Annotated in this window: 25 protein-coding genes and 1 tRNA gene; 15 read left to right on the top strand and 11 right to left on the bottom strand. The window is 66.8% G+C overall.

Annotation, left to right across the window (positions count from 1 at the left end):
* The first annotated feature begins 52 nt into the window (after positions 1-52).
* Positions 53-736, top strand: coding sequence for a thiaminase II (gene tenA, locus PHA81_RS06050; protein WP_273835818.1), 684 nt, complete (start codon positions 53-55; stop codon positions 734-736).
* 568 nt (positions 737-1,304) lie between these two features.
* Here tenA and PHA81_RS06045 read toward each other — a convergent pair.
* Positions 1,305-1,376, bottom strand: a tRNA-Thr gene (locus tag PHA81_RS06045).
* 43 nt (positions 1,377-1,419) lie between these two features.
* The gene (locus tag PHA81_RS06040; protein WP_273835817.1) at positions 1,420-2,115 is read right to left on the bottom strand and encodes a hypothetical protein; all 696 of its coding nucleotides are present in this window, start codon (positions 2,113-2,115) and stop codon (positions 1,420-1,422) included.
* Between the two features lie 59 nt (positions 2,116-2,174).
* On the opposite strand from PHA81_RS06040, the gene PHA81_RS06035 reads away from it, so the two are divergent.
* On the top strand, positions 2,175-2,867 hold the full coding sequence (locus tag PHA81_RS06035) for an enoyl-CoA hydratase/isomerase family protein (RefSeq protein ID WP_273835816.1): 693 nt from the start codon (positions 2,175-2,177) through the stop codon (positions 2,865-2,867).
* A 196-nt stretch (positions 2,868-3,063) separates the two neighbouring features.
* Here PHA81_RS06035 and PHA81_RS06030 read toward each other — a convergent pair whose 3' ends face one another.
* The 5 genes from PHA81_RS06030 to PHA81_RS06010 form a co-directional block, all read right to left on the bottom strand.
* Positions 3,064-4,719 (bottom strand): hypothetical protein, encoded by a 1,656-nt coding sequence (locus PHA81_RS06030; protein ID WP_273835815.1) that lies wholly within the window; start codon positions 4,717-4,719, stop codon positions 3,064-3,066.
* A 58-nt stretch (positions 4,720-4,777) separates the two neighbouring features.
* Positions 4,778-5,140 carry a hypothetical protein gene (locus PHA81_RS06025; RefSeq protein ID WP_273835814.1) on the bottom strand — a complete coding sequence of 121 codons (363 nt, stop codon included), beginning with the start codon at positions 5,138-5,140 and terminating at the stop codon, positions 4,778-4,780.
* Positions 5,141-5,307: 167 nt separating this feature from the next.
* A complete protein-coding gene (locus tag PHA81_RS06020) occupies positions 5,308-6,159 on the bottom strand; it encodes an NAD+ synthase (protein ID WP_273835813.1) in 852 nt (283 codons plus the stop codon).
* Between the two features lie 248 nt (positions 6,160-6,407).
* Positions 6,408-6,803, bottom strand: a complete 396-nt coding sequence (locus tag PHA81_RS06015; RefSeq protein ID WP_273835812.1) for a Fic family protein — start codon at positions 6,801-6,803, stop codon at positions 6,408-6,410.
* Positions 6,804-6,882: 79 nt separating this feature from the next.
* The gene (locus PHA81_RS06010) at positions 6,883-7,731 is read right to left on the bottom strand and encodes a DUF63 family protein (RefSeq protein WP_273835810.1); all 849 of its coding nucleotides are present in this window, start codon (positions 7,729-7,731) and stop codon (positions 6,883-6,885) included.
* Between the two features lie 83 nt (positions 7,732-7,814).
* Between PHA81_RS06010 and deoC the strand changes: the two genes are divergently transcribed.
* The 5 genes from deoC to PHA81_RS05985 all read left to right on the top strand — a co-directional run bounded on the left by deoC (position 7,815) and on the right by PHA81_RS05985 (position 12,955).
* Entirely contained in the window at positions 7,815-8,456 is a 642-nt protein-coding gene (gene deoC, locus PHA81_RS06005; protein ID WP_005039505.1) for a deoxyribose-phosphate aldolase, read from the top strand.
* Between the two features lie 164 nt (positions 8,457-8,620).
* On the top strand, positions 8,621-10,012 hold the full coding sequence (locus PHA81_RS06000; protein ID WP_273835801.1) for an MFS transporter: 1,392 nt from the start codon (positions 8,621-8,623) through the stop codon (positions 10,010-10,012).
* A gap of 77 nt (positions 10,013-10,089) precedes the next feature.
* Positions 10,090-10,593 carry a dual specificity protein phosphatase gene (locus tag PHA81_RS05995; RefSeq protein ID WP_273835797.1) on the top strand — a complete coding sequence of 168 codons (504 nt, stop codon included), beginning with the start codon at positions 10,090-10,092 and terminating at the stop codon, positions 10,591-10,593.
* 92 nt (positions 10,594-10,685) lie between these two features.
* Positions 10,686-11,930: a tRNA (N(6)-L-threonylcarbamoyladenosine(37)-C(2))-methylthiotransferase gene (locus PHA81_RS05990; RefSeq protein ID WP_273835796.1), complete on the top strand. Its 1,245-nt coding sequence runs from the start codon at positions 10,686-10,688 to the stop codon at positions 11,928-11,930.
* A 56-nt stretch (positions 11,931-11,986) separates the two neighbouring features.
* Positions 11,987-12,955, top strand: coding sequence for an acetamidase/formamidase family protein (locus tag PHA81_RS05985; RefSeq protein ID WP_273835794.1), 969 nt, complete (start codon positions 11,987-11,989; stop codon positions 12,953-12,955).
* Between the two features lie 3 nt (positions 12,956-12,958).
* Here PHA81_RS05985 and PHA81_RS05980 read toward each other — a convergent pair whose 3' ends face one another.
* The gene (locus tag PHA81_RS05980; RefSeq protein ID WP_273835793.1) at positions 12,959-14,038 is read right to left on the bottom strand and encodes a cation diffusion facilitator family transporter; all 1,080 of its coding nucleotides are present in this window, start codon (positions 14,036-14,038) and stop codon (positions 12,959-12,961) included.
* A 64-nt stretch (positions 14,039-14,102) separates the two neighbouring features.
* On the bottom strand, positions 14,103-14,633 hold the full coding sequence (locus PHA81_RS05975; protein ID WP_273835792.1) for an HIT domain-containing protein: 531 nt from the start codon (positions 14,631-14,633) through the stop codon (positions 14,103-14,105).
* 243 nt (positions 14,634-14,876) lie between these two features.
* Between PHA81_RS05975 and PHA81_RS05970 the strand changes: the two genes are divergently transcribed.
* From PHA81_RS05970 to PHA81_RS05940, 7 genes are all read left to right on the top strand, one after another.
* Positions 14,877-15,077, top strand: coding sequence for a hypothetical protein (locus PHA81_RS05970; RefSeq protein ID WP_005039521.1), 201 nt, complete (start codon positions 14,877-14,879; stop codon positions 15,075-15,077).
* 163 nt (positions 15,078-15,240) lie between these two features.
* Positions 15,241-16,386, top strand: coding sequence for a hydroxymethylbilane synthase (gene hemC / locus PHA81_RS05965; RefSeq protein WP_005039523.1), 1,146 nt, complete (start codon positions 15,241-15,243; stop codon positions 16,384-16,386).
* Positions 16,383-17,162: a uroporphyrinogen-III C-methyltransferase gene (gene cobA, locus PHA81_RS05960; protein ID WP_005039525.1), complete on the top strand. Its 780-nt coding sequence runs from the start codon at positions 16,383-16,385 to the stop codon at positions 17,160-17,162. The genes hemC and cobA overlap by 4 nt, the downstream gene beginning before the upstream one ends.
* Positions 17,159-17,902, top strand: a complete 744-nt coding sequence (locus tag PHA81_RS05955; RefSeq protein ID WP_273835790.1) for a uroporphyrinogen-III synthase — start codon at positions 17,159-17,161, stop codon at positions 17,900-17,902. Before cobA ends, PHA81_RS05955 begins: the two co-directional genes overlap by 4 nt.
* Before the next feature lie 26 nt (positions 17,903-17,928).
* Positions 17,929-19,362 carry a DHH family phosphoesterase gene (locus tag PHA81_RS05950; RefSeq protein ID WP_005039531.1) on the top strand — a complete coding sequence of 478 codons (1,434 nt, stop codon included), beginning with the start codon at positions 17,929-17,931 and terminating at the stop codon, positions 19,360-19,362.
* 61 nt (positions 19,363-19,423) lie between these two features.
* Complete coding sequence (locus PHA81_RS05945) at positions 19,424-20,446, top strand: sodium:calcium antiporter (protein ID WP_005039535.1); 1,023 nt, start codon at positions 19,424-19,426, stop codon at positions 20,444-20,446.
* Between the two features lie 67 nt (positions 20,447-20,513).
* Positions 20,514-21,059, top strand: a complete 546-nt coding sequence (locus PHA81_RS05940) for a CDP-2,3-bis-(O-geranylgeranyl)-sn-glycerol synthase (RefSeq protein WP_005039537.1) — start codon at positions 20,514-20,516, stop codon at positions 21,057-21,059.
* Positions 21,060-21,434: 375 nt separating this feature from the next.
* On the opposite strand, the gene map is transcribed toward PHA81_RS05940, so the two are convergent.
* Together map and PHA81_RS05930 are read right to left on the bottom strand one after the other, a co-directional pair.
* A complete protein-coding gene (map, locus tag PHA81_RS05935) occupies positions 21,435-22,328 on the bottom strand; it encodes a type II methionyl aminopeptidase (protein WP_005039538.1) in 894 nt (297 codons plus the stop codon).
* Between the two features lie 43 nt (positions 22,329-22,371).
* Entirely contained in the window at positions 22,372-23,229 is an 858-nt protein-coding gene (locus PHA81_RS05930) for an isoaspartyl peptidase/L-asparaginase (RefSeq protein WP_273835786.1), read from the bottom strand.
* A gap of 111 nt (positions 23,230-23,340) precedes the next feature.
* On the opposite strand from PHA81_RS05930, the gene icd reads away from it, so the two are divergent.
* Complete coding sequence (gene icd / locus PHA81_RS05925; RefSeq protein WP_005039542.1) at positions 23,341-24,588, top strand: isocitrate dehydrogenase (NADP(+)); 1,248 nt, start codon at positions 23,341-23,343, stop codon at positions 24,586-24,588.
* Positions 24,589-24,593: the final 5 nt, after the last annotated feature.

Below are 24,593 nucleotides of genomic sequence, written 5' to 3'. Positions count from 1 at the left end.
ACCACAGTAGTATTCGATGATTATATCACCTGTGAATCCCACCGTTCAACCAATGCGCTTCAGCGACCACCTCGTCGAGACCGAGGCGGAGCTCTGGACGGCACAGAAGAACCATTCGTTCGTCCGTGAGCTGGCCGACGGAACGCTCGACGAAGCGGCGTTTCGCACGTGGCTCGAACAGGACTACCGGTATCTCCTCGACTACGCGCGCACGTTCGCCGTGCTCGGGACGAAGGCGCGCGAGGAGGCGACGATGGCCCACTGCTTCGACGTCGCGGGAACGATCGTCGCCGAGGAGATGGAGCTCCATCGGGAGTTCGCGGCCGAGTACGGGCTCACTCCCGACGATCTCGCCGCCGTCGAGAAGGCACCGACCTGCGTCGCCTACACGAACTACTTGCTGCGAACCGCCCGCGAGCGCCCGCTCGGGGTCGGTGCGGCCGCCATCTATCCCTGCGGACAGGGGTATCTCGACATCGCCGAGCACATGGCCGAACTGGCCGACGGCGAGCACCGCTACACCCCGTTCATCACGAAGTACACGAGCGATGCGTTCCGCGAATCGGTGGCCTGGATGCGCGAACTGGTGGATCGGTGTGCCGAGAACGACCCCTCACTCCACGAGGAGATGGAGACGGCGTTTCGCCGGAGCACACAGTTAGAACACGCCTTCTGGGAGATGGCCTACACCGAAGAGTCGTGGCCGCACACGCGCCAGAGTCGAGAAGACACCTGATCGTCGGGGGCTACGCCCAGCCGGATACGACGGCGCGCTACCGATGGCGAGACCGGACAGCGAGAGACAACCGACACAGAAGTGTTCGTTCGTCTTCCGATGGTACACCCACCCGTTCCGCGGTACTCGGCTGTGAGCACGAACGGATAGGTGGGTTGAATTTCTACGGTCCAAACACTTTGGTAGAAACGGTACAGATGACGTCCGCAATGAAACGAGGCGATAACAAGTAAATCGAATATAAGTGGTTAAATGTCGACGATGGGCGAAATTTTCTATCCCAATGACACGAATCGCAGAGGTATGCAGAAGCGTAACAGAGACCCGAAATCGAATCTGTCTCAGATCTCGTTCATGCACTCGACACGAATGTGGTGTAATTACTTCTGGTTCGATCCGTCAGTCAGAGAAGAGTTGATCCGACTAACCAGCATCTTCGTTGAGATACCACCTACCACCACTAATCTGATATGTAGAGTAGTGGTCCCGCACACATGCGCTGGGGAGTACCCAGAAAGGGCCCGTTCGACGGAGCCAGCGCTCTAACAAGAGTCTAAGAGATCCGAAAAGCCTAGGCCGGGATTTGAACCCGGGGTCTCGTCCTTACCAAGGACGCGCTTTACCGCTAAGCTACCCAGGCAGGCACCTGTGAGTACCGCCGACCCGTGTTTATCCGTTTCGATTCACGAGTCGGGTGCAGAGGGGCGGACACCCTCGCCGGACACGGCGGGTGCGGCCGAGAACGTCCGGAGTGACTCGCGTACCGACGGCCCGAACACCGTCTCCGGGGCCGGCAGTCCATCGTCCGTCCTCGCGAGGGCGGCGACGAACTCGCGACACTCGGTCGAGGGGGGTGCGCCGACGGCCGTCGTGCCCGCGACCGCGGCGAGTTCGAACACGTCGGCTTCGAGACTGGTGTCGAGCGCTGTTTCAGCCGTCGATCGGCGGCGCGTCTGATCGCGGCCGAAGCTCCGCACCGTCTCGACGGCGGTCCCGGCGGCCTCGGTCCGTGCGAGCAGATGGAACCCACGAGCAACCAGCACGTCCGCCACGAGCACGTCGACGTTGGCTCCCGTCTCGATGTCGGGATCGAAGGTGGTGTCGGCACCGCCGCCGACAGCACCCTCCCACGGGGGATCGGTGGCGAGTTCGCGCGTCAGTCGCAGCCCCTCGTAGATGAGTTGAGTCCCGGCGGCGCGTTCGGCGACGGTATCGAACGCGACCGATTCGTCGATCGCGCGCGCACACGCGATCGCGAGGACGCCGGGCGTCATCGACCCGTCGTCGAGTACGGTCCCGACGGCGTCGCCGAACCGCTCGGGACCGACGTCGCGGACGGCCTCCCGCGCGGCACGTCGGACTTGGGAGGCTTCCTCCATCAGCCGAAAATAGCCGCGGGGAGGGCAAAGGCCTTTGGAAAGCGTACCCAGCGTCGGTCATGATCGAGACGACCATCGGGGCAGACATCACGTCCATCACCCTCGATCGGCCCCACCGACGCAACGCGCTGACGCCGGACGGACTCGATGCGCTCCAGGCCGCCGTCGAGGAGTGCGAGACGTCGGTCATCTGTCTCCACGGCGCGGGGCCCGCGTTCTGTGCCGGCGCAGATCTCGACGTCGTCGCCGACCTCGGCCGCGAAGAGGCTGCCGCGTTCGCCGAGCAAGGCCAGCGGGTCGCGAGAGCCATCGTGGAGTCGCCAGCGGTCGTGATCGCGGCGATCGACGGTGCGGCGCGCGGCGGCGGCGTCGAGCTAGCGCTCGCCTGCGATCTCCGGGTCGCCACCCCGGCGGCGACGTTCGCCGAGACGGGGGTGCGACTCGGGCTGTTCGGCGCGTGGGGCGGCACGCACCGCCTTCCACGAGTCGTCGGCGAAGGCAACGCGATGGATCTCGCGCTCTCGGGACGGACCGTCGACGCCGAGACGGCGCTCAGAATGGGGCTGGTTTCGCGGGTCACCGACGACCCGACCGAAGTCGCTCGTGAAGTGGCAGCGAGCGATCCTGCGGCGCTCGAACGGCTGCAACCGCTGCTACGGGATCGAGGAACCGCCGCCGCCCGCGAACGCGCCGAACGCGAGGCGTTCGCGGATCTCGTCACGCGGAACGCCGGGACACTCCGAGACGGCTGAAAAGACCGCCGACCGATCTACGAGGCCGTCCGGTTCCTCGGCAACTCCGGGTTCTACGATCGTCTCGTCGAGTTCACTGGCGAGTCACCCGAGGAGATCGCGGCCTGGATCGAGGACGGAATGCGTTGCCGGCTGGCCGCGATAGCGTAGTGCTGCTCTCCCGCTAGTCGCACTTCGCGACGCTCCCCTCGACGAGTTATGTGCGGAACTTCTCCCTCAGCAGTGGTGGCAGCGTCGCCATCACGTATGCAGTGATTGTACCGAAACCGACCAGAACTCCCAGCCCCGGCAACCCTGGACCGGGCGACGGCGGTTGGACAGTCGTATTCTGGATCGTTGTGACGTCACTCGGCATGCCGAACTGACTCTCGATACGCTGGCTGGCGGTACAGTCAGCGCCATAGCCGACGTTTCGGGTCCGAATCGATCTGACGTCGTCGGGACCCGCGTCGGGGATTCGGAGACAGCTATCCGCGAGCAGGGAGTTCGAGCGCTCGGTGGACCCACGGACGGCTGGCGCGCCCGTCATCGATCCTCCGATCTCGATGTGGTCCATCCGTACAGCCTGCGAGCCCGGGGGTGCCGAATACGGGCCCGCTCCCGGTGGGTCGATCACGATCGCTGGCGTGCCGTCGAGGTGGTTCGTCAGCCGACAGCGCCGCATCCGCCCCGCGCCGGCGCTCCCGCGATAGACGATCAGTCCCGGACACTTCTGCATCGCGTACGCCCGAACGTCCAGGTTTCTGAGGCGTGTTCCCGACTTGTCCAACCCACCGGTCTCCAATCGCACGGCGCTCACACCCTGTACCTCGCCGATTGTGAATTCGCCAGGATGGCTTTCGGGCCACCGCCGCGCATCGAGGACGATCGTGGCCCCATCGCAGAACGATTCCGCACCGCTGATCCGAACGGCCGTGTTGTTGTTGTTGACGAACCGGCCCCCGATCACCTGAACGGCTCCTCTCGTTCGGGTGGCGTAGAGCGCGTTCTCCCACCCGTGAAGCACGGGGTCAACGAACTGCACCACGCCCTCGTTCGCACGGCCGACGAACACGCCGACGATACCGCCAGCGACGTGGTTCGGGGGCGGGTCGGACCCCACCCAGGCGTGCGACCCGGCGTTGGTGCCGCCGCGTGCGTGCAGATCGTCGATCCGGATGCTCGCCGTTCGGTTCTCTGCAACGGGGCGCAGCAGCGCGCCCTGGTCGTCGGCGACGGCTTCGGCCGTGCCGCGGTAGGTGAGATCGCGAACATCGATGTGGCCGTCGGTACCCAGAAGGACCGAGACGGCGGCCCGTCCGGCACGCTGATCGAACGTGAACCCCTCGAACAGCCCGCGTGAGAGGCCATGGATCTTCACCTCACAGCGGAGGCCGGAATCGAGTCGAAACGTGGCTCGGGGGCCGACGATACCGAAGGCTCCCTCTGGCGAGATGCTGAACCCATCCGAGAGGCGGTAGGTTCCGGGCGGGAAATCGAGGAGCACGCCGTCGAGATCGCCGGCAGCGTCTGCTCGTTCCAGCGCCTCGTCGATCGGATCGTTCGATCCGATGCCGAGATACCCGACCGCGTTCACGACGCGATCGAACGACGGCGATCCCGATCGCTGTGCGACGCTTCGCTCGATCTGCGCGAGGGCACGGTATGCGGTCCGTGACGGCCGCCCCGGCGTTTCGAACTGTTCGTTGTCGGGAGCCGTCTTTCGAGTCCGTTCCGTCGCGACGGAGACAGCATCGTTCGGCGTTGCGGCCCCTGTGCTCGCGAGTGCTCCGCCAGTACCGATACCGACGCTGGCGCGGAGAAGCGCACGTCTGGTGGTCGAGACGTTCGGTTTCGTCGATCGATCACTCACGGAACAGCTCTCCCGTCGTCGATACGTGCGCTACTGTGCTCCCGTGCGATCACGACTGTCACACCTCCGGGACACCAAGAACGGAAAGTGAGACGATATCCAGGGTTCCGAGCGCGTACAACGCTACGACGGAAACGAACCAGGCGACGAATCCGAGCACGGCGGCGGTCGGCCAACTGCTGGAGTACTGCAAAACGATAACGACGATCCAGATGACGAGTGCCGTCACGGGGCCGACGACCGGAACGCGGCCGGCGTAGAAGCTGATGGCAGCCCACACGACGGCCCCGACTGCTGCGGTGAGCAACGCACTCTCGGGGCGTACCGTGTCATCGACGACGAATCGCACGCCGGTGAAGATCACGAGACCGCCGACCAGCAGGCACACCGCGAGTATGACGAGTGTATCGAGGATCGCCATTCATCATCCCGATCGTGATCGGTGAAGTTATCTTTTTGTCCCTGCCGAGTGACAGAACTCGGCGAGCAGGTTCGAAGAGGGACGAACAGCAACCGACCACGGACTCGATTCGCAGCGAGTGCTATCGATCGTCGGGGTGAAGGGGGCGCGGCTCCGGAACCATCGTGTCAGCCGAGCGGTTCGGGTGCGGGCGGCATCTGACGTTTGTGCTCGCTCCGAGCGACGAGACCTTCGACCCGCTCGACGGCCGCTTCGTCGATTGCGAGTTCGCGGACGGTCGCGGACTTCGAGAGCGGCCCATCAATGTGGAGCGCGAGCACGGCGTCGAGAACGTCGTAGCTCAGACCCATCTCCTCCTCGTCGGTCTGGCCGACCCACATCCCTGCTGTCGGCGTCTTCGCCACGAGATCGTCGGGAACGCCGAGGTGGCGCGCGAGCTGGCGAACCTGCACTTTGTAGAGGTTGCCGATCGGGTTGCAGTCGACGGCCTGATCGCCGTACTTCGTGAAATAGCCCGCGAGTGCCTCGCTTCGGTTGCCCGTCCCGAGCACGATCCGGTTTTCGAGGTTGGCGGCGAAGTAGTTGAAGATCGCGCGGGTGCGGACGCGGACGTTGCCGACAGCCGTCGTGAGCGCCGCGAAGTCCGAGTCGGTGTCGAGATCGGCCGGGAACGCCTCGCGGAACGACTCGACGACCGGTTCGATTGCGATCACGTCGTACGCAATGTCGAGATCGTCGGCGACCCGCTCGGCATCGCTCATGTTCGCGTCGTCGTTGACCTCGCTCGGCATCACGAGGCCGTGGAGGCCATCAGTACCGAGCGCCTCCACGGCCAGATACGCCGTCAGGGTGCTGTCGATCCCGCCGGAGAGCCCGAGCACCGCACCGTCTGCCCCAGCGTCGTCGACCGTTTCACGGACGAACTGGAGGATGTGCTCGCGGCGCGCATCGAGTTCGTTCTCCGAGAGGGTGAGATCGAGCGGTACGTCGGCCTCGGCGACCGCCTCTGCGTCTGGCATTGCCGGCTGTAGGCGGTCGGCTCACTAATACCTGCCACTCGGGCCGAGAAACTGGCCGTTCGGTCGCTTTGGTCACCGAGGCCGCTCGCTGAAAGCCGAGTGGCGCTGCTCAGGCGAGCCGATCGAAGAGTTCGCGGCGCTCCTCGACGATCCGTTCGATCCGGTTCTTGTACGCATCGAGATCATCGGGGTCACGCTCTTTTTCCTGACTCATGATGGGATGGTGGTAGTAGTGGTCCAACGCATGATTAATGCTCCGGCAGTCGCGATGCGTCGATATCGCCGGTTTCGAACCAGTCCGCGAGTTCGTCCACATCGAACATCCCGGCCCGCCGCACGACGCGTTCGACAAGTTCGTCGCCGGGAGGTGGCGCGATGCCGTTCTCCCGGAGATAGTTCTCCGTCACGGCCCACGCAGTCCGCTTGTTCGCGTCTTCGAAGACGTGGACGCTCTCGATTTTCCAGAACAGCGTCGCTGCCCGGTGGTACGGATCGTCGTGCTCGGCAGCAGGTTCGAGCACTTCGCGGCGGAGCGTGCGCTTCGGGGCCGCCGTCATCGTTCCCGGATATTTGAGGTCGTATATCTCCTCGATCCTGTCGTGGGCGGCGATGATTTCGGCTGGTGTCGGGAGATCGTCGGTCATCGGTCGAGCGGTGTCGGCTGAGCGGTGTCGGCTGAGCGGTGTCGGCTCCACCACGGTTCGTTCGTGTTGTGTGATAAATCTACGGGGTGGCGATCGTGAACAACAACAGGTTGTGGACGCCAGGCCCGAGCCCGACGGCCGCAACCGCGCCGAGCAGGAGGTATCCTTCGGCGGGCTCGTCGCGGACGTACCCGGAAAAAAGGACGACGACGACCGCCGCGAGCACGAGCTTGACGAGGATGAATAGCCAGACCGTGCCGAGAACCGGTGCCGTCGGGAGGTCGGCGGCGAACGTGATGATCGCGCGCGAGATCGGCGACTGTTCGCCGAAACCCAGAACGTCGATCCCGACTGCGGTCGAGACGCCGTCGAGCGTGTGGCCGAACACCGCGAGCGCGCCGACGCCGCCGGTGATCCGTGTCTCGGGGGCAACGCGCTGCAGGCCGCTCCAGACGACGGCCGCCAGCACCACGGCGACGATGAGCCCGACCGCCGGCCACGCCACCGTGAGTCCTCGGCGCGTCTCCACGCCGAACGCGAACGCCCATCCCACGGCCGCGATCGCGACCGCGCTCCCCACGAGCGCGACGATCCCCGGGACCGACGGCAGTCGCCACCGATCCGCAGAGAGTCCGGTCGCCGCTGTGGCCGCCCACACCGCACCCGCGAGCACTGCGATCGAGACGTAGACCGCCGGCGAGCTGAAAAACGGGGCCACGCTTTCCGGCACCGCCTCGACCTGATAGAGCACGTAGCAGCTCGACCCGGCGACCATCCACGGTGCGAACGCGACCACCACCCGCTCGGTGACCCGCGGGGCGATCCGCCGGAGTGCGACGACGACACCCGCGATCCCGATCGCCAGCACGAGGAGGACGACGGGCGACGGGAGCGTCGTTCCTTCCGGAAGAACCTGCGCGGGAACCATGCCCGACGACGCGGCCGGCGGCGGCGAAAGGGTTCCGGTCGGCGGATACGCGATCTTTTGACCGTGGCTCCGTTCGCCCCGATATGGACCGCACCGCATTCGCCGCGACGATCGATCACACCATCCTGGGGCCCGAGACGACGCCGCGCGACGTCGAGCGAGTCGTGACCGAGGCCGACGAGTACGGCATGAACGCCTGCGTGCCGCCGTGTTACCTCGACATCGCGAGCGAGACTGCACCCGAGGTGACCGTGGCCACCGTGATCGGGTTCCCCCACGGCCAGCACGCCCCGGAAACGAAGCGTGCGGAGGCGGTTCGGGCGTGGGAGGACGGTGCGGACGAACTCGACGTGGTGATAAACGTCGGTCGGCTCCGTGCGGGCGAGGACGAGGCCGTCACGGCGGAGCTCGCCGAGGTGGTGGCTGCGGTGCCGCTCCCGGTGAAGGTCATCATCGAAGCCCCCCTGCTGAGCGACGACGAGAAGCGCCGTGCGTGTGGCTGTGCGGTCGACGCCGATGCCGACTTCGTGAAGACCGCTACCGGGTTCGCGGAGGGGGGTGCGACGGTTGCCGATGTCGAGCTCATGAGCGAGTTCCTCCCAGTCAAGGCCAGCGGCGGCGTCGGCAGCTACGAGGAGGCGAAAGCGATGCTCGAAGCGGGCGCGGAGCGGATCGGTGCGTCGAGCGGCGTGACGCTCGTCGAGGAGTTCGAGAGCGGCGAGTGAGACCAGGCCGTCACAGCGCCATCCGGGACGATCGCGGACCCGCGATTCCAACGACGACCGAAATCGGTTGAAGTCGATCGGTCTTCAAAAGCGGAATCGATTGCCGATCTTCCTCGTTATTAAGTACGTGTGGCTGTGGGTCTTCGATACGGGAAATCGAATCGATGTCGAAGGGAGAAACGGTCACCGTCGCGGAGGTGCTCGATCGCATCCCGATCGGTGCGTTCCACCGCCGGCTGCTCGCGGTCTGTGGCAGCGCGTGGGCGCTCGACGGGATGGAGGTCATCATCATCAGCTTCACCCTTCCTGTACTTATCGAGGCGTGGACGCTCTCGGGGCTCTCGGCCGGGTTGCTCGGCTCGGCGAGCCTGATGGGGATGGTGCTCGGCAACTGGGGGTGGGGCTGGTACGCCGATCGGTACGGTCGCCAGGTCGCCTTCCAGTGGACGGTGCTTCTCTACGGCGTCTTTACCGGGCTGACCGCGCTCGCGGTCGGCTTTTACTCGGGGTTCGCGCTGCGCTTTCTGACCGGCATGGGCCTCGGCGGCGCGCTCGCAGTCGACACCTCCTATCTCTCCGAGCATCTCCCGACCGACCGCCGGGGCCGGTATCTCGTCTACCTCGACGCGTTCTGGCCGGTGGGCTACGTGCTCGCGGTGGTGCTCGCGTGGGTCTTCCTCGCCGCGCTCCCTTCAGGAGGGATGATCGCGGTGCCGGTCGTGGGTGCGGTGGCGGGCTGGCGGCTGCTGTTCGCGGCCGCCGCGTTCCCCGCCTTGCTGGTGTTCGTGATCCGCTCACAGCTCCGTGAGACGCCCTACTACCTCGCGCGCACCGGCGACGTCGAGGCCGCGAACGAGCGCCTCGCGGCCATCGCCGAGGAGAACGGCGAGGAGCACGCCCCACCCGACGTCGAGGGGGTCGAATCGACCGCCGCCGCGAGCGTCTCGCGGCTGTTCGCGCCGGACATCCGCCGGCAGACCCTGATGATCGCGGCGGCGTGGTTCGCGATCAACTTCGGCTACTACGGCGTGTTCATCTGGCTGCCACAGACTGTGGGCGCGGCGGGTGTGGTCGGCAACGTCTACGGCTACTTCCTGCTCGTCGGCCTCGTCCAGTTCCCGGGCTACTTCAGCGCGGCCTATCTCGTCGAGAAAATCGGTCGAAAGCCAACCCTCGGCAGCTATCTCGTGCTCTCGGGCGTGTTCACCTTCGTTTTCGCGACGGCGATGCCCGGCGTCTCGCTGTTCGGTCTCGGCCTCTCCGGATTCTGGCCCTTCTTCGGCGGGCTGCTCGCGGCGAGTTTCTTCTCGCTCGGGGCGTGGGGCGCGATCTACGCCTACACGCCCGAGCTGTTCCCGACCGAGGCGCGCGCGACCGGCAACGGCTTTGCGGGCGGGGTCGGCAAGATCGCGGCCGTCATCGGCCCGATCCTCGCGGGCGCGCTGGTCGAGGTCGGCTATCTCGCCGCGCTCGTCCCGCTCGCGATCGCGTTCGCTGCCGGCGGAGTCGTAGTGCTGGCGTTCGGCCGCAAGACGAAAGGCGAGCCGCTCCGGTAGAGAGGCCGTCACGGTCCGGCGATCACGTTCGCTGATCGACCGAACGCTTCATTGTCGGTGAGAGGGCTCGTGCTGGCATGAATCCGGACGAGCCGGACCGAACGGCCCCCACACCGAACCGGACGGACACCCCGGAGCCGATCGTTCGACCGTTCGGCTACGTGGCTGATGAACCGATCGTCCGTCGGATCGGCGATCGGGACCTGTTCCTCGGGAACTGGTTCGCCGCCGCTCCCGAGCGCCACGACCACGCGTTTGCGCACGTCCTCTCGGCCACCAGTGAGGAGCGACCGCTGACGACCCACCACCACCCGCTCGACGATGGGCCAGGCAACGATTGGCCGGCGTTCGAGGCCGCGGTGGACACCGCGCGAGCGCTCTACCGACGTGATGGCTCGGTGCTGATCCACTGCAAGGCCGGAATCTCGCGGAGCAGCGTGCTGGTGGCGACGACGCTCGCCGCCGAGGAGGATCGTCGGCTCTATGACGCGTTCGCCATCGTCAACGAGGCTCGCCCGCACGCCGTTTCCCATCCGGCGCTTCACGAGTCGGCGGTGATCTACCTCGCCGCCAGGCGATAGTCGGCCTCATCCGAAAGACGACGTGAGACTCGCTCCGGGAGGACGAGTCGTCGCGCTTTTTGCTGCGCACGCCCGAGGACCGACGACAGCGGATGGCCAGTTATCACCTCGAAACCTACGGCTGCACCGCGAACCGCGGGGAGAGCCGCGCGATCGAGCGCCGGCTCCGCGACGGCGGGCATCACCCAGTCGACGGCCCCAAAGCGGCCGACGTGGCCATCCTCAACACCTGCACCGTGGTCGAGACCACCGAGACCAACATGCTCAGTCGGGCGCGCGAACTCGAAAGCGAGACCGCAGATCTCGTCGTCACCGGCTGCATGGCGCTCGCCCAGGGTGAGGAGTTCGCCGACCTCGACGCCACGGTCTGTGGCTGGGACGAGGTCCCCGAGGTCGTGCTGAATGGCGAGTGTCCGACGGCGACCCCCGGCACGGAGCCGATCCTCGACGGGAAGGTCGGCATCCTCCCGATCGCGCGGGGCTGTATGAGCGACTGTTCGTACTGCATCACCAAGCACGCGACCGGCAAGATCGACTCACCGCCGGTGGACGAAAACGTCGAGAAAGCCCGCGCGCTGGTCCACGCTGGCGCGAAGGAAATTCGTGTTACTGGCCAGGACACCGGCGTGTACGGCTGGGACGACGGCGAACGGAAGCTCCACGAGCTCCTCGATCGGATCTGTGCCATCGACGGCGACTTTCGGGTGCGTGTGGGGATGGCGAACCCGAAGGGAGTACATGGAATCCGCGAGGAACTCGCCGACGTCTTTGCGGCAAACGAGAAGCTCTACAACTTCCTCCACGCACCGGTCCAGAGCGGAAGCGACGACGTACTCGGAGAGATGCGCCGCCAGCACCAGGTGCGCGAGTTCCGCGAGGTGGTCGAGACCTTCGACGACCGCCTCGATCACTGGACGCTCGCGACCGACTTCATCACGGGCTTCCCGACCGAGACCGACGCGGACCACGAGGAGTCGATGGATCTCCTCCGCGAGACCCGACCGGAGCGAATCAACGTCACGCGCTTTTCGAAGCGGCCTGGCACCGACGCCGCCGACATGAAGGGTCTCGGCGGCACCAAAAAGAAGGAGCGGTCGTCGGCGATGACCGACCTGAAGATGGACGTTGTGGGCGCGGCCTACGAGTCGATGGTCGGCGAGCGCCACGAGGTGCTGGTCGTCGAACCCGGTACCGGCGAGTCGGTCAAGTGCTACGACGAAGCCTACCGCCAGGTCATCATCCAGAACGCACCCGAACACGGCGTCGCGCCTGGTGATCTCCTCACCGTCGAGATCACGGGGCAGAACACGGTGTACGCGTTCGGCGAACCGGTCTGAGGAAGACCGACATCGTCCGTAGAGTTATTCCGTTCCGGTTCGTCGATTGTGGCTGTATGGCACACACCGAACGCGAGTACACCGTCGATCACCGACTGAGCGATCGCGACGAGAACATCCACAGCGCGTGGGACAACGGCCTCGATCCCGCGCTGACCGTCGAGCCTGGCGAGGTCGTCCGGTTCGAGTGCCGCGACGCGGTCGACGGCCAGGTCGACGTCGAAACCACCGTCGCGGACGTCCCGGACGTGAGCTTCGATCCCGTCCACCCGCTCACGGGACCAGTAGCAATCGAGGGCGCGGAACCGGGCGATGTCCTCGAAGTCGAACTGCTCGACTGCCAGCACAAGGGCTGGGGGTACAACGTCTTCTCCCCTGGCGAGATGGGGCTCGGACTGCTGCCCGACGACTTCGAGGAGCCAGGCCTCCACATCTGGGATCTGGAGGGGGACGTCGGCCAGTTCGTGAACGGCATCGAGGTCCCGCTCGACCCGTTCCCGGGCACCATCGGAGTCGCATCGGGCGAGGACGGCGAACACGACACGCTCCCGCCGCGCGATGTCGGCGGGAACATGGACGTCAAACATCTCACCGAAGGCTCGACGCTGTACTTGCCCGTGGAAGTCGAGGGCGGGCTGTTCTCGACTGGCGACTGCCACGCGGCCCAGGGCGACGGCGAGGTCTGCGTGACCGGGATCGAAGCGCCGATGTTCGTGACCGCGCGGTTCGACGTGCGCTCGGACATGGAGATCGAACAGCCCCAGTTCCGAACAGAAGGACCGTTCACGCCCACCGGCGTCGACGAGCCGATGTACGGAACCACGGGGATCAGCGACGACCTCATGACGGCGACGAAGAAGGCGGTGCGTCACATGATCGATCACCTCCACGACGAGCGCGGGCTGACCCGAGCGGAGGCGTACATCCTGTGTTCGGCCGCGATCGATCTGAAGATCAGCGAGGTCGTCGACGCACCCAACTGGACGGTCTCGGCGTACCTTCCCGAGAGCATCTTCCCGGAGTAGTCGTCACTGGCGGCTCCCGTTCGGCGCGGACTCGCTACCGTCGTCGGACTCGCTTCGTTCACGGCTTCGCCGTTCGCTGTTTCGAGGCGTTTCCTCCGGTCGCGCCTCGCTCCGCTTGACCGACGTGGATCGCCTCGCTGTGCTCGGCTCACCGTCGTCGGGACGTTCCTCGGTTCGGCGAACCAGGCGATCGGCGTCCGGGTCCACCTTCCACTCGTCGAGTTCCTTCGGGTCGAGATGAACGAACACGTCGTCGACGCGGTCGAGCGTGCGAATCGATGCGACGACCGCGCTCTCGATCGCGTGAGCCTCCCTGAGCGTGCGATCGCCCTCGACCTCGATGTGGAGGCTGACGTCGATCTCCGGACCCACGTAGTGAGCGATCACGTCGTGTGCGCCCTCGACGTCGGGGTGGGCGAGCGCGCGCCGGAGGATTCTGGCCTGGAAGTCCTCGGAGGGCGCGCCGCCGACGAGGTACGGCAGATTGTCTCGGACGACCTCGACGCCCGTATAGAGGATTCCCACCGAGACGATCGCGGCCGCGAGCGGATCGAGCAATGGAAACCCGAGCCGTGCGCCGAGCACGCCACAGAGCGCCGCGCCTGCGGTCAGCACGTCGTTGCGGTTGTCGAGCGCCGTAGCAGTGAGCGCGGGCGAGTCGTGGGTCCGGCCGGCAGCGAGACAGTACCGATACAGCCCGAACTTGGCGATCGCCGCGCCAGCGAGCACTACGACCGCGATCGGGCTGCCGGTTGCGGTCACGTCCCCGGCGGCGATCGCGGTGAGCGAGCGCCACAGAACCGTGCCACCGGTGAGAAAGACCGCGAGCGCGATCGCGAGCGCGACGAACGGCTCGATCCGCTCGTGGCCGTGGGGGTGTTCGCTGTCGGGTGGCTGGGTCGTGAGATAGAGCCCACCGAGCACGACCGCGGCGTAGCCCGCATCGACGAGGGAGTTCGCGGCCTCCGAGCCGACTGCGAGGCTCCCGGTGGTGACCCACGCGCCCCCTTTGACCGCGACGAGCACGACGTTCGCAGCGAGTACGAGCAGCCCGACCCGCCGGACCGCGGCCGCACGACTCATCGTCGACGGTTGGCGAGCGGACGGCATAGACGCTTCGACACGCCGAGGCTGGCGGGGCGTGGACTCACTCGATGACGATCGCGTCGTCGGGACCGGGATCACGGACCCCGTCCTGTGCGGCGAACGCGTCGTGGAGGTGATCGTAGGTGTCGTCGATCGCTTCGACGATCACCTTCGTGTCGCTCACCACCGGCATGAAATTGGTGTCTCCCTGCCAGCGAGGGACGACGTGGGTGTGGAGGTGATCGTCGATCGAGCCGCCGGCCGAATCTCCGAGGTTCATCCCGGTGTTCGCCCCATCAGAGTCGAGCCCGTCGTCGATCGCGGCGAGCGTGCGCTGGACGAGCCGCGAGTGATCGAGGAGTGCCTCGTCGTCGAGGTCGGGGTACGAACCGGTGTGGCGGTAGGGAATCACCATCGCGTGGCCGGGGTTGTACGGGGCGTTGTTCAGCAGACAAAAAGCGTGCTCGCTCCGAGCCACGATCCGCGATTCTCGGTCCGCGTTGCGTTCGGGAAGCTCACAGAACGGACACCCATCGCCGTCGTCGTCGCGCTCGACCCACTCGATGCGCCACGGGGCGAACACCTGCTCCATGTGGGGGCTGAGCGGTGGCGCGGTTAGAGCCTTTCCGGATGTATCGAGTGTCGATGAAACCTGTATAAAAGCTTTTCGGCCGTTCTCGACTGTTTCGGGCGGGATGAACGGTTGAACGGTCGGTGGCAAATTCCGTTTTTCGGGCCTGTTTCGCGGGCGGTTGGCGCTATCGGCGATTGAACCGTCGGAACTGGAGCCAACGGAATTGGAGGTTTATGATGGCGACACCCCGAGCACTTGTCGATGTCAACCCGCACCGATGCTGCAGACGGCGTCAGCGAATCCTGCGATGTCTGCGACCGCGATACCAGCCATAGCGTCTCGATCGAGCTTCGCACCGAGAGCGGCAAAGCCGAGAACGCGGAGTTCTCGCGCGAACCCTACCGGATCAGCGAGTGCATGATCTGCGGCGAGGAGACGGCACTGCGGATGAACAACGCGTAATCGGGTTTTCTCCACCGCACCGCCCAGCCCGAAAGCCCGTGGCTCGTCGCCAGCCGAATCCGAACCTCCGCCGTTTGCCCGGCCCGTTTACTCACGAGCAGACAGAGCAACAGTCACGTACGTCTCTCGAAGGTGGTTTGAAGCTCGGTGTCCGAGAGCAGGTATGAACGCGCGCGACGGGACCATCCGGCTGGCGACGCGGGGTTCGGACCTCGCTACCCGCCAGGCGGCGACGGTGAAAGAACGCCTCGAAGCCCGCCGCCACACGGTCGAGCTGGTCGAGGTCGAAACCACGGGCGACCAGCTCCGCGACGAACTCATCCACCGGCTCGGCAAGACCGGTGCGTTCGTCCGTGCGCTCGACCAGCAAGTCCTCGACGGCGACTGTGACGCCGCAGTGCACTCGATGAAGGACGTTCCGACCGAGAGCCCCGACGGTCTCGTGATCGCGGGCGTCCCCGAACGCGCCACCGCCGGTGATCTGCTCGTCACGCCCGACGGAACGACGCTCGACGATCTCCCCGACGGGAGCGTTGTCGGTACGTCGAGCCTCCGGCGGACGGCCGAACTGCTCGCAACGCGGCCCGATCTCGACGTTCAGCCGCTTCGCGGGAACGTCGACACTCGAATCGAGAAGCTGCTCGCGCCGCACCGCCAGCGCGAACACGAACGGCGGATGGAGGCCGCAAACACGGACGAAGAGGGGAGCGAGAGCGATGGAGAGGGCACGGACGACGGGAATGCGGACGACCTGCCGGCGTACGAGCGCACGCCCCAGGAGTGGTTCGACGATCTGAACGAGATCGAGCGCCAGTCACTGGAACGCGAGGTCGAGACCGAATTCGACGCCATCGTGCTTGCGGCGGCGGGACTCGAACGTTCGGGTCTCGCGCGCCACGTCCCTACCCGCGAACTGGCGACCGACACGTTCGTCCCGGCAGCCGGCCAGGGCGCGCTCGCGGTCACGGCCCGGGACAGTGACCTCGCCGAGACCCTCAACGAGGTACTGGATCATCCCCGAACGCGCGTTGAAACCACCGTCGAGCGAGTGGTTTTGGAGGAGCTCGGCGGTGGCTGTGTCGCACCGATGGGCGCACACGCGGTCATCCAGGGTGAGTACGTCCGGGTCGCGGTCCGGGTACTGAGTCGGGATGGAACCGAAGAGGTGGCCGCGACCCGCGACCTCCCGATCGAGCGCCATCCGACGGCGGCCCGCGATCTCGCCGACGACCTCGCCGACCGGGGTGCAGCCGATCTGATCGAGCAGGCCAAACGGGACGACGAAGGGGAGGCGAAACGCGCGGAATGACCGGGAACGAGACCGACACCGAAACCGACTCGGTCGGCATCGTCTCTCTCGTGGGGAGCGGTCCGGGTGATCCCGAGCTCCTGACCGTGAAAGCCCGCCGACTCATCGACGAGGCCGACGTCGTGCTCCACGACAAGCTCCCCGGGCCGGCGATCATCGAGACGATCCCCGAAGGGAAGCGCGAGGATGTCGGCAAGCGCGCGGGCGGCGATCGCACAAGCCAGGAGTACACCAACGAGCGGCTGGTCGAACTCGCCCGCGAAGGCAACCACGTCGTTCGGCTGAAGGGCGGCGACCCGTTCGTGTTCGGTCGCGGCGGCGAGGAGGCAGCCTATCTCGCCGAGCACGGCGTCGATTTTCGCGTCGTGCCCGGCGTGACCTCGGCGCTCGCCGGCCCCGCGCTCGCGGGCATCCCCACGACCCACCGCGAGCACGCCTCGTCGGTGTCGTTCGTGACTGGCCACGAGGACCCCACAAAGGAGGAATCAGCGGTCGACTGGAACGCGCTCGCCGCCACCCACGGCACGATCGTGGTACTGATGGGTGTCGGCAAACTGCCCGGGTACACCGCCGCACTCCGCGAAACCGGGATGAGTGGTGAAGTGCCGGTCGCGCTGATCGAGCGCGCGAGCCGGCCTGACGAACGGATCGTGACCGGCACGCTCGAAACGATCACCGGGGTCGCCGATCGCGAGGGTATCGAGCCACCTGCCGTCACCGTCATCGGCGACGTGGCCGGCGAGCGCGATCGGGTGCGGGAGTTCCTCCAAAGATGAAGGTCGCAGTGTTCCGGCCGGCCGACGAGCGCATCGAACGGGCGAACGATCTGCTCGTATCGCTCGGCGTCGAACCGGTAGCGGACCCGATGCTCGCGATCGACACCACGGGAGCCGTGCCACGGACGGACGCCGAGTACACGATCCTGACGAGCAAGACCGGCGTCGAGATCGTCGCCGACGTGGGTTGGGAGCCGGAGAGAAAGGTGTGTGCGATCGGCACCGCAACCGCCGACGCGCTCCGGGCGGCGGGCTACCAGGTCGATCACGTCCCCGGAGAATTCTCCTCGACGGGTCTCGTGGCCCATCTCGCCGACGAGGTCCCCGGTGCGCGCGTTGAGGTCGCCCGGAGCGATCACGGGTCGGCGGTGCTCACCGACGGCCTCGCCGAGCACGGTGCGTACGTCCACGAGACAATCCTGTACGAGCTCGCTCGGCCGCCGGAAGCGGGTCGCTCGGCCGAACTCGCCGCCGACGGCGATCTCGCGGCCGCGCTGTTCACCTCCTCGCTCACGGTCGAACACTTTCTCGAAGCGGCCACAGAACGCGGGCTCCACGAGGCGGCGATCGACGGGTTAGAAAGCTCGGTCGTCGGAACGATCGGCGAACCGACCCGGGCAACTGCGGCGGCCGCAGGGATCGAGGTCGACGTCGTGCCGGCGGAAGCGACGTTCGACGCGCTCGCACGGACTGCGGTCGATCTCCTCGACGAGACGGCCGCCAACGGTCCGGAGACTTAAACCGGATCGCGCGCCAATCGGGAACAATGGCCTCACCGGTCCCCGAGCTCGCCGACGACGCCCGAGCGTGCGCCGACGCACTCGTGGGGGCCGACCGAGTGCTCGTGGCCTCCCACATCGACGCCGACGGACTGACCAGTGCGGCGGTCGCCGCACAGGCGCTCGAACGCGCGGAGATCCCCTTCGAAGTCGTTTTCGAAAAGCAGCTCGACGCCGACGCGATCGCCGAGATCGCAGCCACCGAGTTCGAGACCGTGCTGTTCACCGACTTCGGCAGCGGTCAGCTCGACCACATCGCGGAACACGAGGCCGCAGGTGCGTTCACACCGGTGATCGCCGATCACCACCAGCCCGCCGACGCCGACACCGAACACCACCTGAACCCGCTGCTCGTCGGCCTCGACGGATCGTCGGAGCTCTCGGGAGCGGGGACGGCGTACGTTCTCGCACGGGCGCTAGCGGAGCATGGCGGTGACGCGCACGGAGGAACGACCGAAAACCGCGATCTCGCGGCGCTCGCAATCGTCGGCGCGGTCGGCGACATGCAAGCAAGCGACGGCGAGCTCACGGGCGCGAATCAGGCGATCGTCGGCGAGGGCTGTGCAGCGGACGTCCTGAACGAAACCACCGATCTGGCACTCTACGGCAAACAGACCCGGCCGCTCCCGAAACTCCTCGAATACGCGACCGACGTCCGGATCCCAGGGATCTCGGGCAGCGAGCGCGGGGCACGCGAGTTCCTCTCCGGGCTCGGCCTCGATCTCGAAGACGACGACGGCTGGCGGCGGTGGGTCGATCTCACCGCCGACGAGCGACAGGCGGTGGCGAGCGGTCTCGTCAAGCGCGCGGTCGATCGCGGCGTCCCCGCCGGGCGGATCGACGAGCTGGTGGGGACGACCTACACGCTGTCAGGCGAGCCGACGGGCACGGAGCTCCGGGACGCCAGCGAGTTCTCGACGCTGCTCAACGCCACCGCCCGCTACGACCGCGCCGACGTCGGCCTCGCGGTCTGTCTCGGCGATCGCGACGAGGCGCTCGATCGGGCGCGACGCCTGCTCTCGAACCACCGTCGGAACCTCGCGACCGGCCTCGACTGGGTGAAGCGAACGGGCGTGACGGGCGAGGAGCATCTCCAGTGGTTCGACGCCGGCGAGGAGATCCGCGAGACCATCGTGGGGATCATCGCGGGGATGGCGCTCGGGGCCGACGCGACACGTTCGGACAAGCCGATCGTCGCGTTCGCCACGAAAAACGACGCCGAGAGCAAGGTTTCGGCCCGCGGGAGCCATCGGTTGGTGCGGGAGGGGCTCGATCTCTCGGCGGTGATGGGCGAGGCCGCGCGCGCCCTCGGCGGCGACGGCGGCGGCCACGACGTCGCCGCCGGGGCCACGATTCCGACCGAGGAGAAAGAGGCGTTCGTCGAGCGTGCGGACGCGATCGTGGCCGACCAGCTCGACTGAGTCGGCAGTCGTCGAGCGATAACAGGAGTGTTATGGGATCGGCCGTCGGTAGCGTCGGACGATGAGCGCGACTCAGGTCGCCCTGTACGCGGTGATCGCCGTCGTGGCTACCGCCGGCGTGTGGAAGGGGAGCAGCCTGCTGGAACGCGCCAGTGATCGACTGTCGACGTACTACGGCTTGCCGGCGGTCGTCCAGGGAGCCATCGTCGCGGCGGTCGGGTCGAGCTTTCCGGAGCTTTCGGCGGCCGTGCTCTCGACGCTGCTCCACGGTGAGTTCGATCTCGGCGTGAGCGCGATCGTCGGCTCCGCAGTGTTCAACATCCTCGTGATCCCGGCGCTCAGCGGCTACTTCAGCCGGGGCGATCTCGAAGCGGATCGCACGCTGGTGTACAAGGAGGCCCAGTTCTACATGCTCGCGGTCGCGGGGCTCCTCATCACGTTCGCGCTCGCGGTCATCTACAACCCGACCACGCCGGGCTCGCTCGTCGGCACCGTCACGCGGCCGCTCGCGCTCGCGCCGCTCGCCCTCTACGCGCTGTACGTGTTCATCCAGTACCAGGACGTCATCGAGCACGAATCGACCGAGCCAACCGACGGGATAAACGTCGTGCGGGAGTGGGCGGTGCTCGCGGTGAGTCTCGTCGTCATCGTGATCGCGGTCGAGGGGCTGGTCCGGGCGGCAATCGGGTTCGGTGACCTCTTCGATACCCCGAGTTTCATCTGGGGACTGACCGTCGTCGCGGCCGGAACCAGCCTGCCCGACGCGTTCGTGAGCGTCAAAGCAGCGAAGCGCGGCGAGGGTGTGACCAGCCTCGCGAACGTCCTCGGCAGCAACACGTTCGATCTCCTCGTCGCGGTGCCCGCGGGCGTGCTGGTCGCCGGCACCGCGCCGATCGACTTCGCCGCCACCGTCCCGATGATGGCGTTTCTCACCGTCGCGACGCTGGTGCTCTTTACCGTTCTCAGGACCGATCTGACGCTCACCGGACGGGAGGGCGGCGTCCTGTTGGGCGTCTACGGGGTGTTCGTCGGCTGGCTCGTTCTCGAAACCATCGGCGTGCTCGGATTTATCCCCGGCGTGTAGCGGTCGCTCCGCGTGACGCGGCCTCGAACTCCGACAGTATCATACCGCCGACCGCCGATCCGGCGGTATGGACCCTGTCGCAGTCATCGCCGTCGCGTTCTGGGCGATGCTGCCGGCGTACGTTCCGAACAACGCCGCCGTTCTCGTCGGCGGTGGTCGTCCCATCGACAACGGGCGGACGTGGCGCGGTGCGCGCGTGCTCGGCGACGGCAAGACGTGGCGCGGGACCGCCGCTGGCGCGATCGCGGGTATCGCGCTCGCACTCGTGCTGAATGCCGTCGAGCCCACCGTTTCGGGTGCGACCGGCCTCCCGCTTCCGACGTTTCCCCCCATCGCGATGGTCACACTGCCGATCGGCGCGATGGTCGGCGACGCGGCCGCTTCCTTCCTCAAGCGTCGCACCGGCCGCGAACGCGGCGCGGCGTTCCCCGGCGTCGACCAGTTCGATTTCGTCCTCGGCGCGCTCCTCCTGACGGCGCTCGGCGCGTTCGAGTGGTTTACTGCGACGTTCACCCTCCCCGTTCTCCTGGTCGTCCTCGTCGCCACCCCGTTGCTCCACGTCGGGACCAACGTGATCGCCTATCGGGTGGGGCTGAAAAGTGAGCCGTGGTAGCACCTTTTTACTTCGTCGGGTGCGCTCGCTTCGCTCACGGGTCGCTCCACTCCCCGTTCGCATCGAGGCGCTCCCGTCGGTCGCGCCTCGCTTCGCTCGCACACCCCTCCTCGTAAAAATCTGCACCAAAAACCCCCGCTCACTCTCTTCGGTCGTTCGCGGTGAACCGTGCTCGCTTCGCTCGCACGGACGGTCCCGCCGTCCGCTCCGCACAGCACCGCCCGAGCCCTCGGTCGCTCCGCTCCCTCGCCCTCGATCCACCGAGGGGCCGCAGCCGCACTCCAACCGCACCGCCGAAGCCCTCGCTCACTTCGTTCGCTCGCCCTTCATCCGCCAGGCCCGCACCGCCGCCGCACCACACCCGCAACTGCCGTCTCAGCGCTCGGTCGTCACTTCACAGCCGTCCTCGGTCACGATGATGGTGTGCTCTTTCTGACTCACGAGCGCGCCATCGTCCTCTTTCAGCACCGGGTAGCCGTGAACCACGTTCTGGCGTTCGAGCCGGCGGAGCGCCATCTCGGGACGATCGACGTCGAGCCATCGGGTGGCGAAGGGGAGCGTGCGGAACTCCTCGGTGATCTGATCGAGCGCCTTGCGCGCGTCCCGGTTTCTGACCGACTGTTCGCGGTCGAGCGCGTAGATCTGCTCGTCACCGCCCTCCGAGACCTTCCCGCCACCGTCGGTGGCGAACGGCTCGACGGCGACCACGTCGCCCGCTTCGAGTTCGACGCTCTGGCTCACCGCGCGATTCGGGATGTTCGGCGGGGTGTGCTGGTCCCACCGGCCGAGCCCGTGGCCGGTGAGGTTGACGACGGGGTTGTAGCCGTAGTCGTCGATGACCTCCTCGATCCGTGCACCGATCTCGCCGGTCTCGACACCCGGTTCGACGAGGTCGAGCGCGGCGTCGAGCGCGGCTTCGGGCGCTTCCGCGAGGTCGTCGTGGCCCGAGAGATCGACCGTAATAGCGGTGTCGGCGAGCCAGCCGTCGACATGTACCCCGATGTCGAGGTTGATCATCTCCTCGCCGAACGTGGCGTCGTCGTCGGCGCTCGGCGTGGCGTGGGCGGCCTCCTCGTCGATCGAAATGTTCACTGGAAACGCGGGCTCGCCACCCAGCTCGCGGGTACGCTCCTCGGCCCACTCCGCAACGTCGAGATGGCTCGTGCCGACCTCGACGCGCTCGGCGGCTTCCTCGCGCACTTGAGCGAGGATTTCGCCTGCCTCACGGTGTTTCTCGTACTGCTCCGACGAGAGGTCCACGTCGCTCATGGCTCGACGTTGGACCGAACCACCAAAACGCCTGCCGTTCGGCCTACGACTGCTCTGCCGTACTGGTCTGCATCGCGTCGGTGTTGTACGCGCTGCCCACCCTGCCCTCGTCGTCGAGTACGATGATTCCCGCCCCACCGTCGGTCTCGACCGCCAGCTCGTCGATGGCGTGCTCGGCGGCCGTCTCGGGACTGTCGCCGGCTTCGAGCCGCTCGACCGCCAGCCGCGAGAGCGTCATCCGGGCGATGTCCTCACCGGCCCCAGTCGCGCTCGCGCCGCCCGCGGGCGTCGCGTAAAACCCGCTCCCGACCTGCGGGACGTCACCCACCCGCCCGGCGAGCGCACACCACCGCCCGCCGGTCGAGGTCGCCGCCGCAATTTTCCCATCCTCGACCGCGACCGCACCGACCGTATCCGATCCGCCGAACTGCTCACGAACCCACGCGAGCCGTTCATCGGTATCGCCTTCGTCGGGCGGCGAGAGATCGGCCCACCGCTCGCGTGTCCGCTCGGTCGTGAGATCGGCCTCGGTCTCGACCCCGAACCCCTCGGCCAGCGAGACGGCATGGTCGTCGGCGACGAGCACGTGTGGCGTCTCCGTCATCACCGTGCGGGCGACCGTCGCGGCGTCGCGGACGCCGGGCATCGAGCAGGCTGCCCCCACCTCGCGCTCGTCGGTCATGATCCCCGCGTCGGTTCTGACGACCCCGTCGTCCTGGATCGCCCCGCCGACGCCGGCGTTGAATCGTGGGGCACGTTCGAGCACGCCGATGGCGACGACGACCGCGGCGGTCGGTGTCGGTTCCCCTGTGCCGGTCGCCGCGGCCTCGTCGAGAACTTCCTGGCGTGACTCGGGATCGTCGGGTGCGCTGCCCGCTCCGCCGTGGACGATGAGCTGCATACGTGCGCCACCGGGGCCGGTCGCATAACCCTCACGAACCGGCGCGGAACGCGGAGAAGCCGGATCGGAGAACGGTAAACCTTTGAGCGCGCCACGCGGATTTGTGATGATATGAGCTACGATCGAGTCGAGGTACCCGACGCGGGCGAGCGCATCGAAGCCGCCGGCAGCGACGAGTTCGACGTTCCCGACGAGCCGATCATCCCGTTCATCCACGGCGACGGCATCGGTCGCGACGTCGCACCCGCCGCCCAGCGAGTGCTGGGAGCCGCTGCCGAGGCCACAGGACGCGAGATCCACTGGATGCGACTCTACGCCGGCGAGGCCGCCCGCGAGCGCTACGACGAGAACCTCCCTGAGGACACCCTGAAGGCGCTCCGGGAGTTCAACGTCGGGATCAAGGGCCCGCTCACGACCCCTGTCGGCGCGGGCTTTCGCAGCCTGAACGTCGCGCTCCGCAAACGCCTCGATCTCTACACCAACGTCCGGCCGACGTTCCACATCGACGGCGTCCCCTCACCGGTATCCGACCCGGGCGCGATGGACATGGTCAACTTCCGGGAGAACACCGAGGACGTGTACGCCGGCATCGAGTGGGAGGCCGGCACCGACGAGGTCGAGCAGGTTCGAGAGTTCGTCGAGGACGAGATGGATTTCGACGAGTCGATCCACGAGGGCGCGGTGGGGATCGGCGTCAAACCCATCACCGAGTTCGGCACCAAACGCCTCGTCCGGAAGGCGATCGACTACGCGCTCGATCACGACCGCGACTCGGTCACGCTCGTTCATAAAGGAAACATCATGAAGTTCACCGAGGGCGCGTTCCGTGACTGGGGCTACGAGGTCGCAGAGGAGGAGTACGGCGACGAGGTCATCACCGAGGACACCCTCTGGGAGGACGAGGACGGTGACGCACCCGAGGACACGCTCGTGGTCAACGACCGGATCGCGGACAACATGCTCCAGCAGATCCTCACTCGCACGAGTGACTACGACGTCCTCGCGATGCCGAACCTCAACGGCGACTACCTCTCGGACTCCGCCGGCGCACAGATCGGCGGGCTCGGGATCGCGCCCGGCGCGAACATCGGCGACGGCCGGATGGTCGCCGAACCCGTCCACGGCTCCGCGCCGAAACACGCCGGCAAGGACAAGGCCAACCCGACCGCACTGATCCTCTCGGGCCGCATCCTGTTCCAGGAGATCGGGTGGAACGACGCCGCCCAGAAGATCTACGACGCCGTCGAGGCCACCATCTCCTCGAAGCAGGTCACCTACGACATCCACCGGCAGATCGAGGGCGGCGAGAAGCTCGCCACCAGCGAGTTCGCCGACGTCATCGTCGACAACATCGAGTAGCTCTC

This window comes from Halococcus sp. PRR34 (assembly GCF_028617175.1).
GTDB classification, from domain to species: Archaea; Halobacteriota; Halobacteria; order Halobacteriales; family Halococcaceae; genus Halococcus; species Halococcus salifodinae.
The sequence above is the reverse complement of the archived record's forward strand: the minus strand, read 5'-3'. Positions and strand labels throughout refer to the sequence as shown.

Coding starts and splice junctions, on each gene's coding strand:
- tenA (WP_273835818.1), top strand. CDS start 53: ATGCGCTTCAGCGACCACCTCGTCGAGACCGAGGCGGAGCTCTGGACG.
- PHA81_RS06040 (WP_273835817.1), bottom strand. CDS start 2,115: ATGGAGGAAGCCTCCCAAGTCCGACGTGCCGCGCGGGAGGCCGTCCGC.
- PHA81_RS06035 (WP_273835816.1), top strand. CDS start 2,175: ATGATCGAGACGACCATCGGGGCAGACATCACGTCCATCACCCTCGAT.
- PHA81_RS06025 (WP_273835814.1), bottom strand. CDS start 5,140: ATGGCGATCCTCGATACACTCGTCATACTCGCGGTGTGCCTGCTGGTC.
- PHA81_RS06020 (WP_273835813.1), bottom strand. CDS start 6,159: ATGCCAGACGCAGAGGCGGTCGCCGAGGCCGACGTACCGCTCGATCTC.
- PHA81_RS06015 (WP_273835812.1), bottom strand. CDS start 6,803: ATGACCGACGATCTCCCGACACCAGCCGAAATCATCGCCGCCCACGAC.
- PHA81_RS06010 (WP_273835810.1), bottom strand. CDS start 7,731: ATGGTTCCCGCGCAGGTTCTTCCGGAAGGAACGACGCTCCCGTCGCCC.
- deoC (WP_005039505.1), top strand. CDS start 7,815: ATGGACCGCACCGCATTCGCCGCGACGATCGATCACACCATCCTGGGG.
- PHA81_RS06000 (WP_273835801.1), top strand. CDS start 8,621: ATGTCGAAGGGAGAAACGGTCACCGTCGCGGAGGTGCTCGATCGCATC.
- PHA81_RS05995 (WP_273835797.1), top strand. CDS start 10,090: ATGAATCCGGACGAGCCGGACCGAACGGCCCCCACACCGAACCGGACG.
- PHA81_RS05990 (WP_273835796.1), top strand. CDS start 10,686: ATGGCCAGTTATCACCTCGAAACCTACGGCTGCACCGCGAACCGCGGG.
- PHA81_RS05985 (WP_273835794.1), top strand. CDS start 11,987: ATGGCACACACCGAACGCGAGTACACCGTCGATCACCGACTGAGCGAT.
- PHA81_RS05980 (WP_273835793.1), bottom strand. CDS start 14,038: ATGAGTCGTGCGGCCGCGGTCCGGCGGGTCGGGCTGCTCGTACTCGCT.
- PHA81_RS05975 (WP_273835792.1), bottom strand. CDS start 14,633: ATGGAGCAGGTGTTCGCCCCGTGGCGCATCGAGTGGGTCGAGCGCGAC.
- PHA81_RS05970 (WP_005039521.1), top strand. CDS start 14,877: ATGTCAACCCGCACCGATGCTGCAGACGGCGTCAGCGAATCCTGCGAT.
- hemC (WP_005039523.1), top strand. CDS start 15,241: ATGAACGCGCGCGACGGGACCATCCGGCTGGCGACGCGGGGTTCGGAC.
- cobA (WP_005039525.1), top strand. CDS start 16,383: ATGACCGGGAACGAGACCGACACCGAAACCGACTCGGTCGGCATCGTC.
- PHA81_RS05955 (WP_273835790.1), top strand. CDS start 17,159: ATGAAGGTCGCAGTGTTCCGGCCGGCCGACGAGCGCATCGAACGGGCG.
- PHA81_RS05950 (WP_005039531.1), top strand. CDS start 17,929: ATGGCCTCACCGGTCCCCGAGCTCGCCGACGACGCCCGAGCGTGCGCC.
- PHA81_RS05945 (WP_005039535.1), top strand. CDS start 19,424: ATGAGCGCGACTCAGGTCGCCCTGTACGCGGTGATCGCCGTCGTGGCT.
- PHA81_RS05940 (WP_005039537.1), top strand. CDS start 20,514: ATGGACCCTGTCGCAGTCATCGCCGTCGCGTTCTGGGCGATGCTGCCG.
- map (WP_005039538.1), bottom strand. CDS start 22,328: ATGAGCGACGTGGACCTCTCGTCGGAGCAGTACGAGAAACACCGTGAG.
- PHA81_RS05930 (WP_273835786.1), bottom strand. CDS start 23,229: ATGCAGCTCATCGTCCACGGCGGAGCGGGCAGCGCACCCGACGATCCC.
- icd (WP_005039542.1), top strand. CDS start 23,341: ATGAGCTACGATCGAGTCGAGGTACCCGACGCGGGCGAGCGCATCGAA.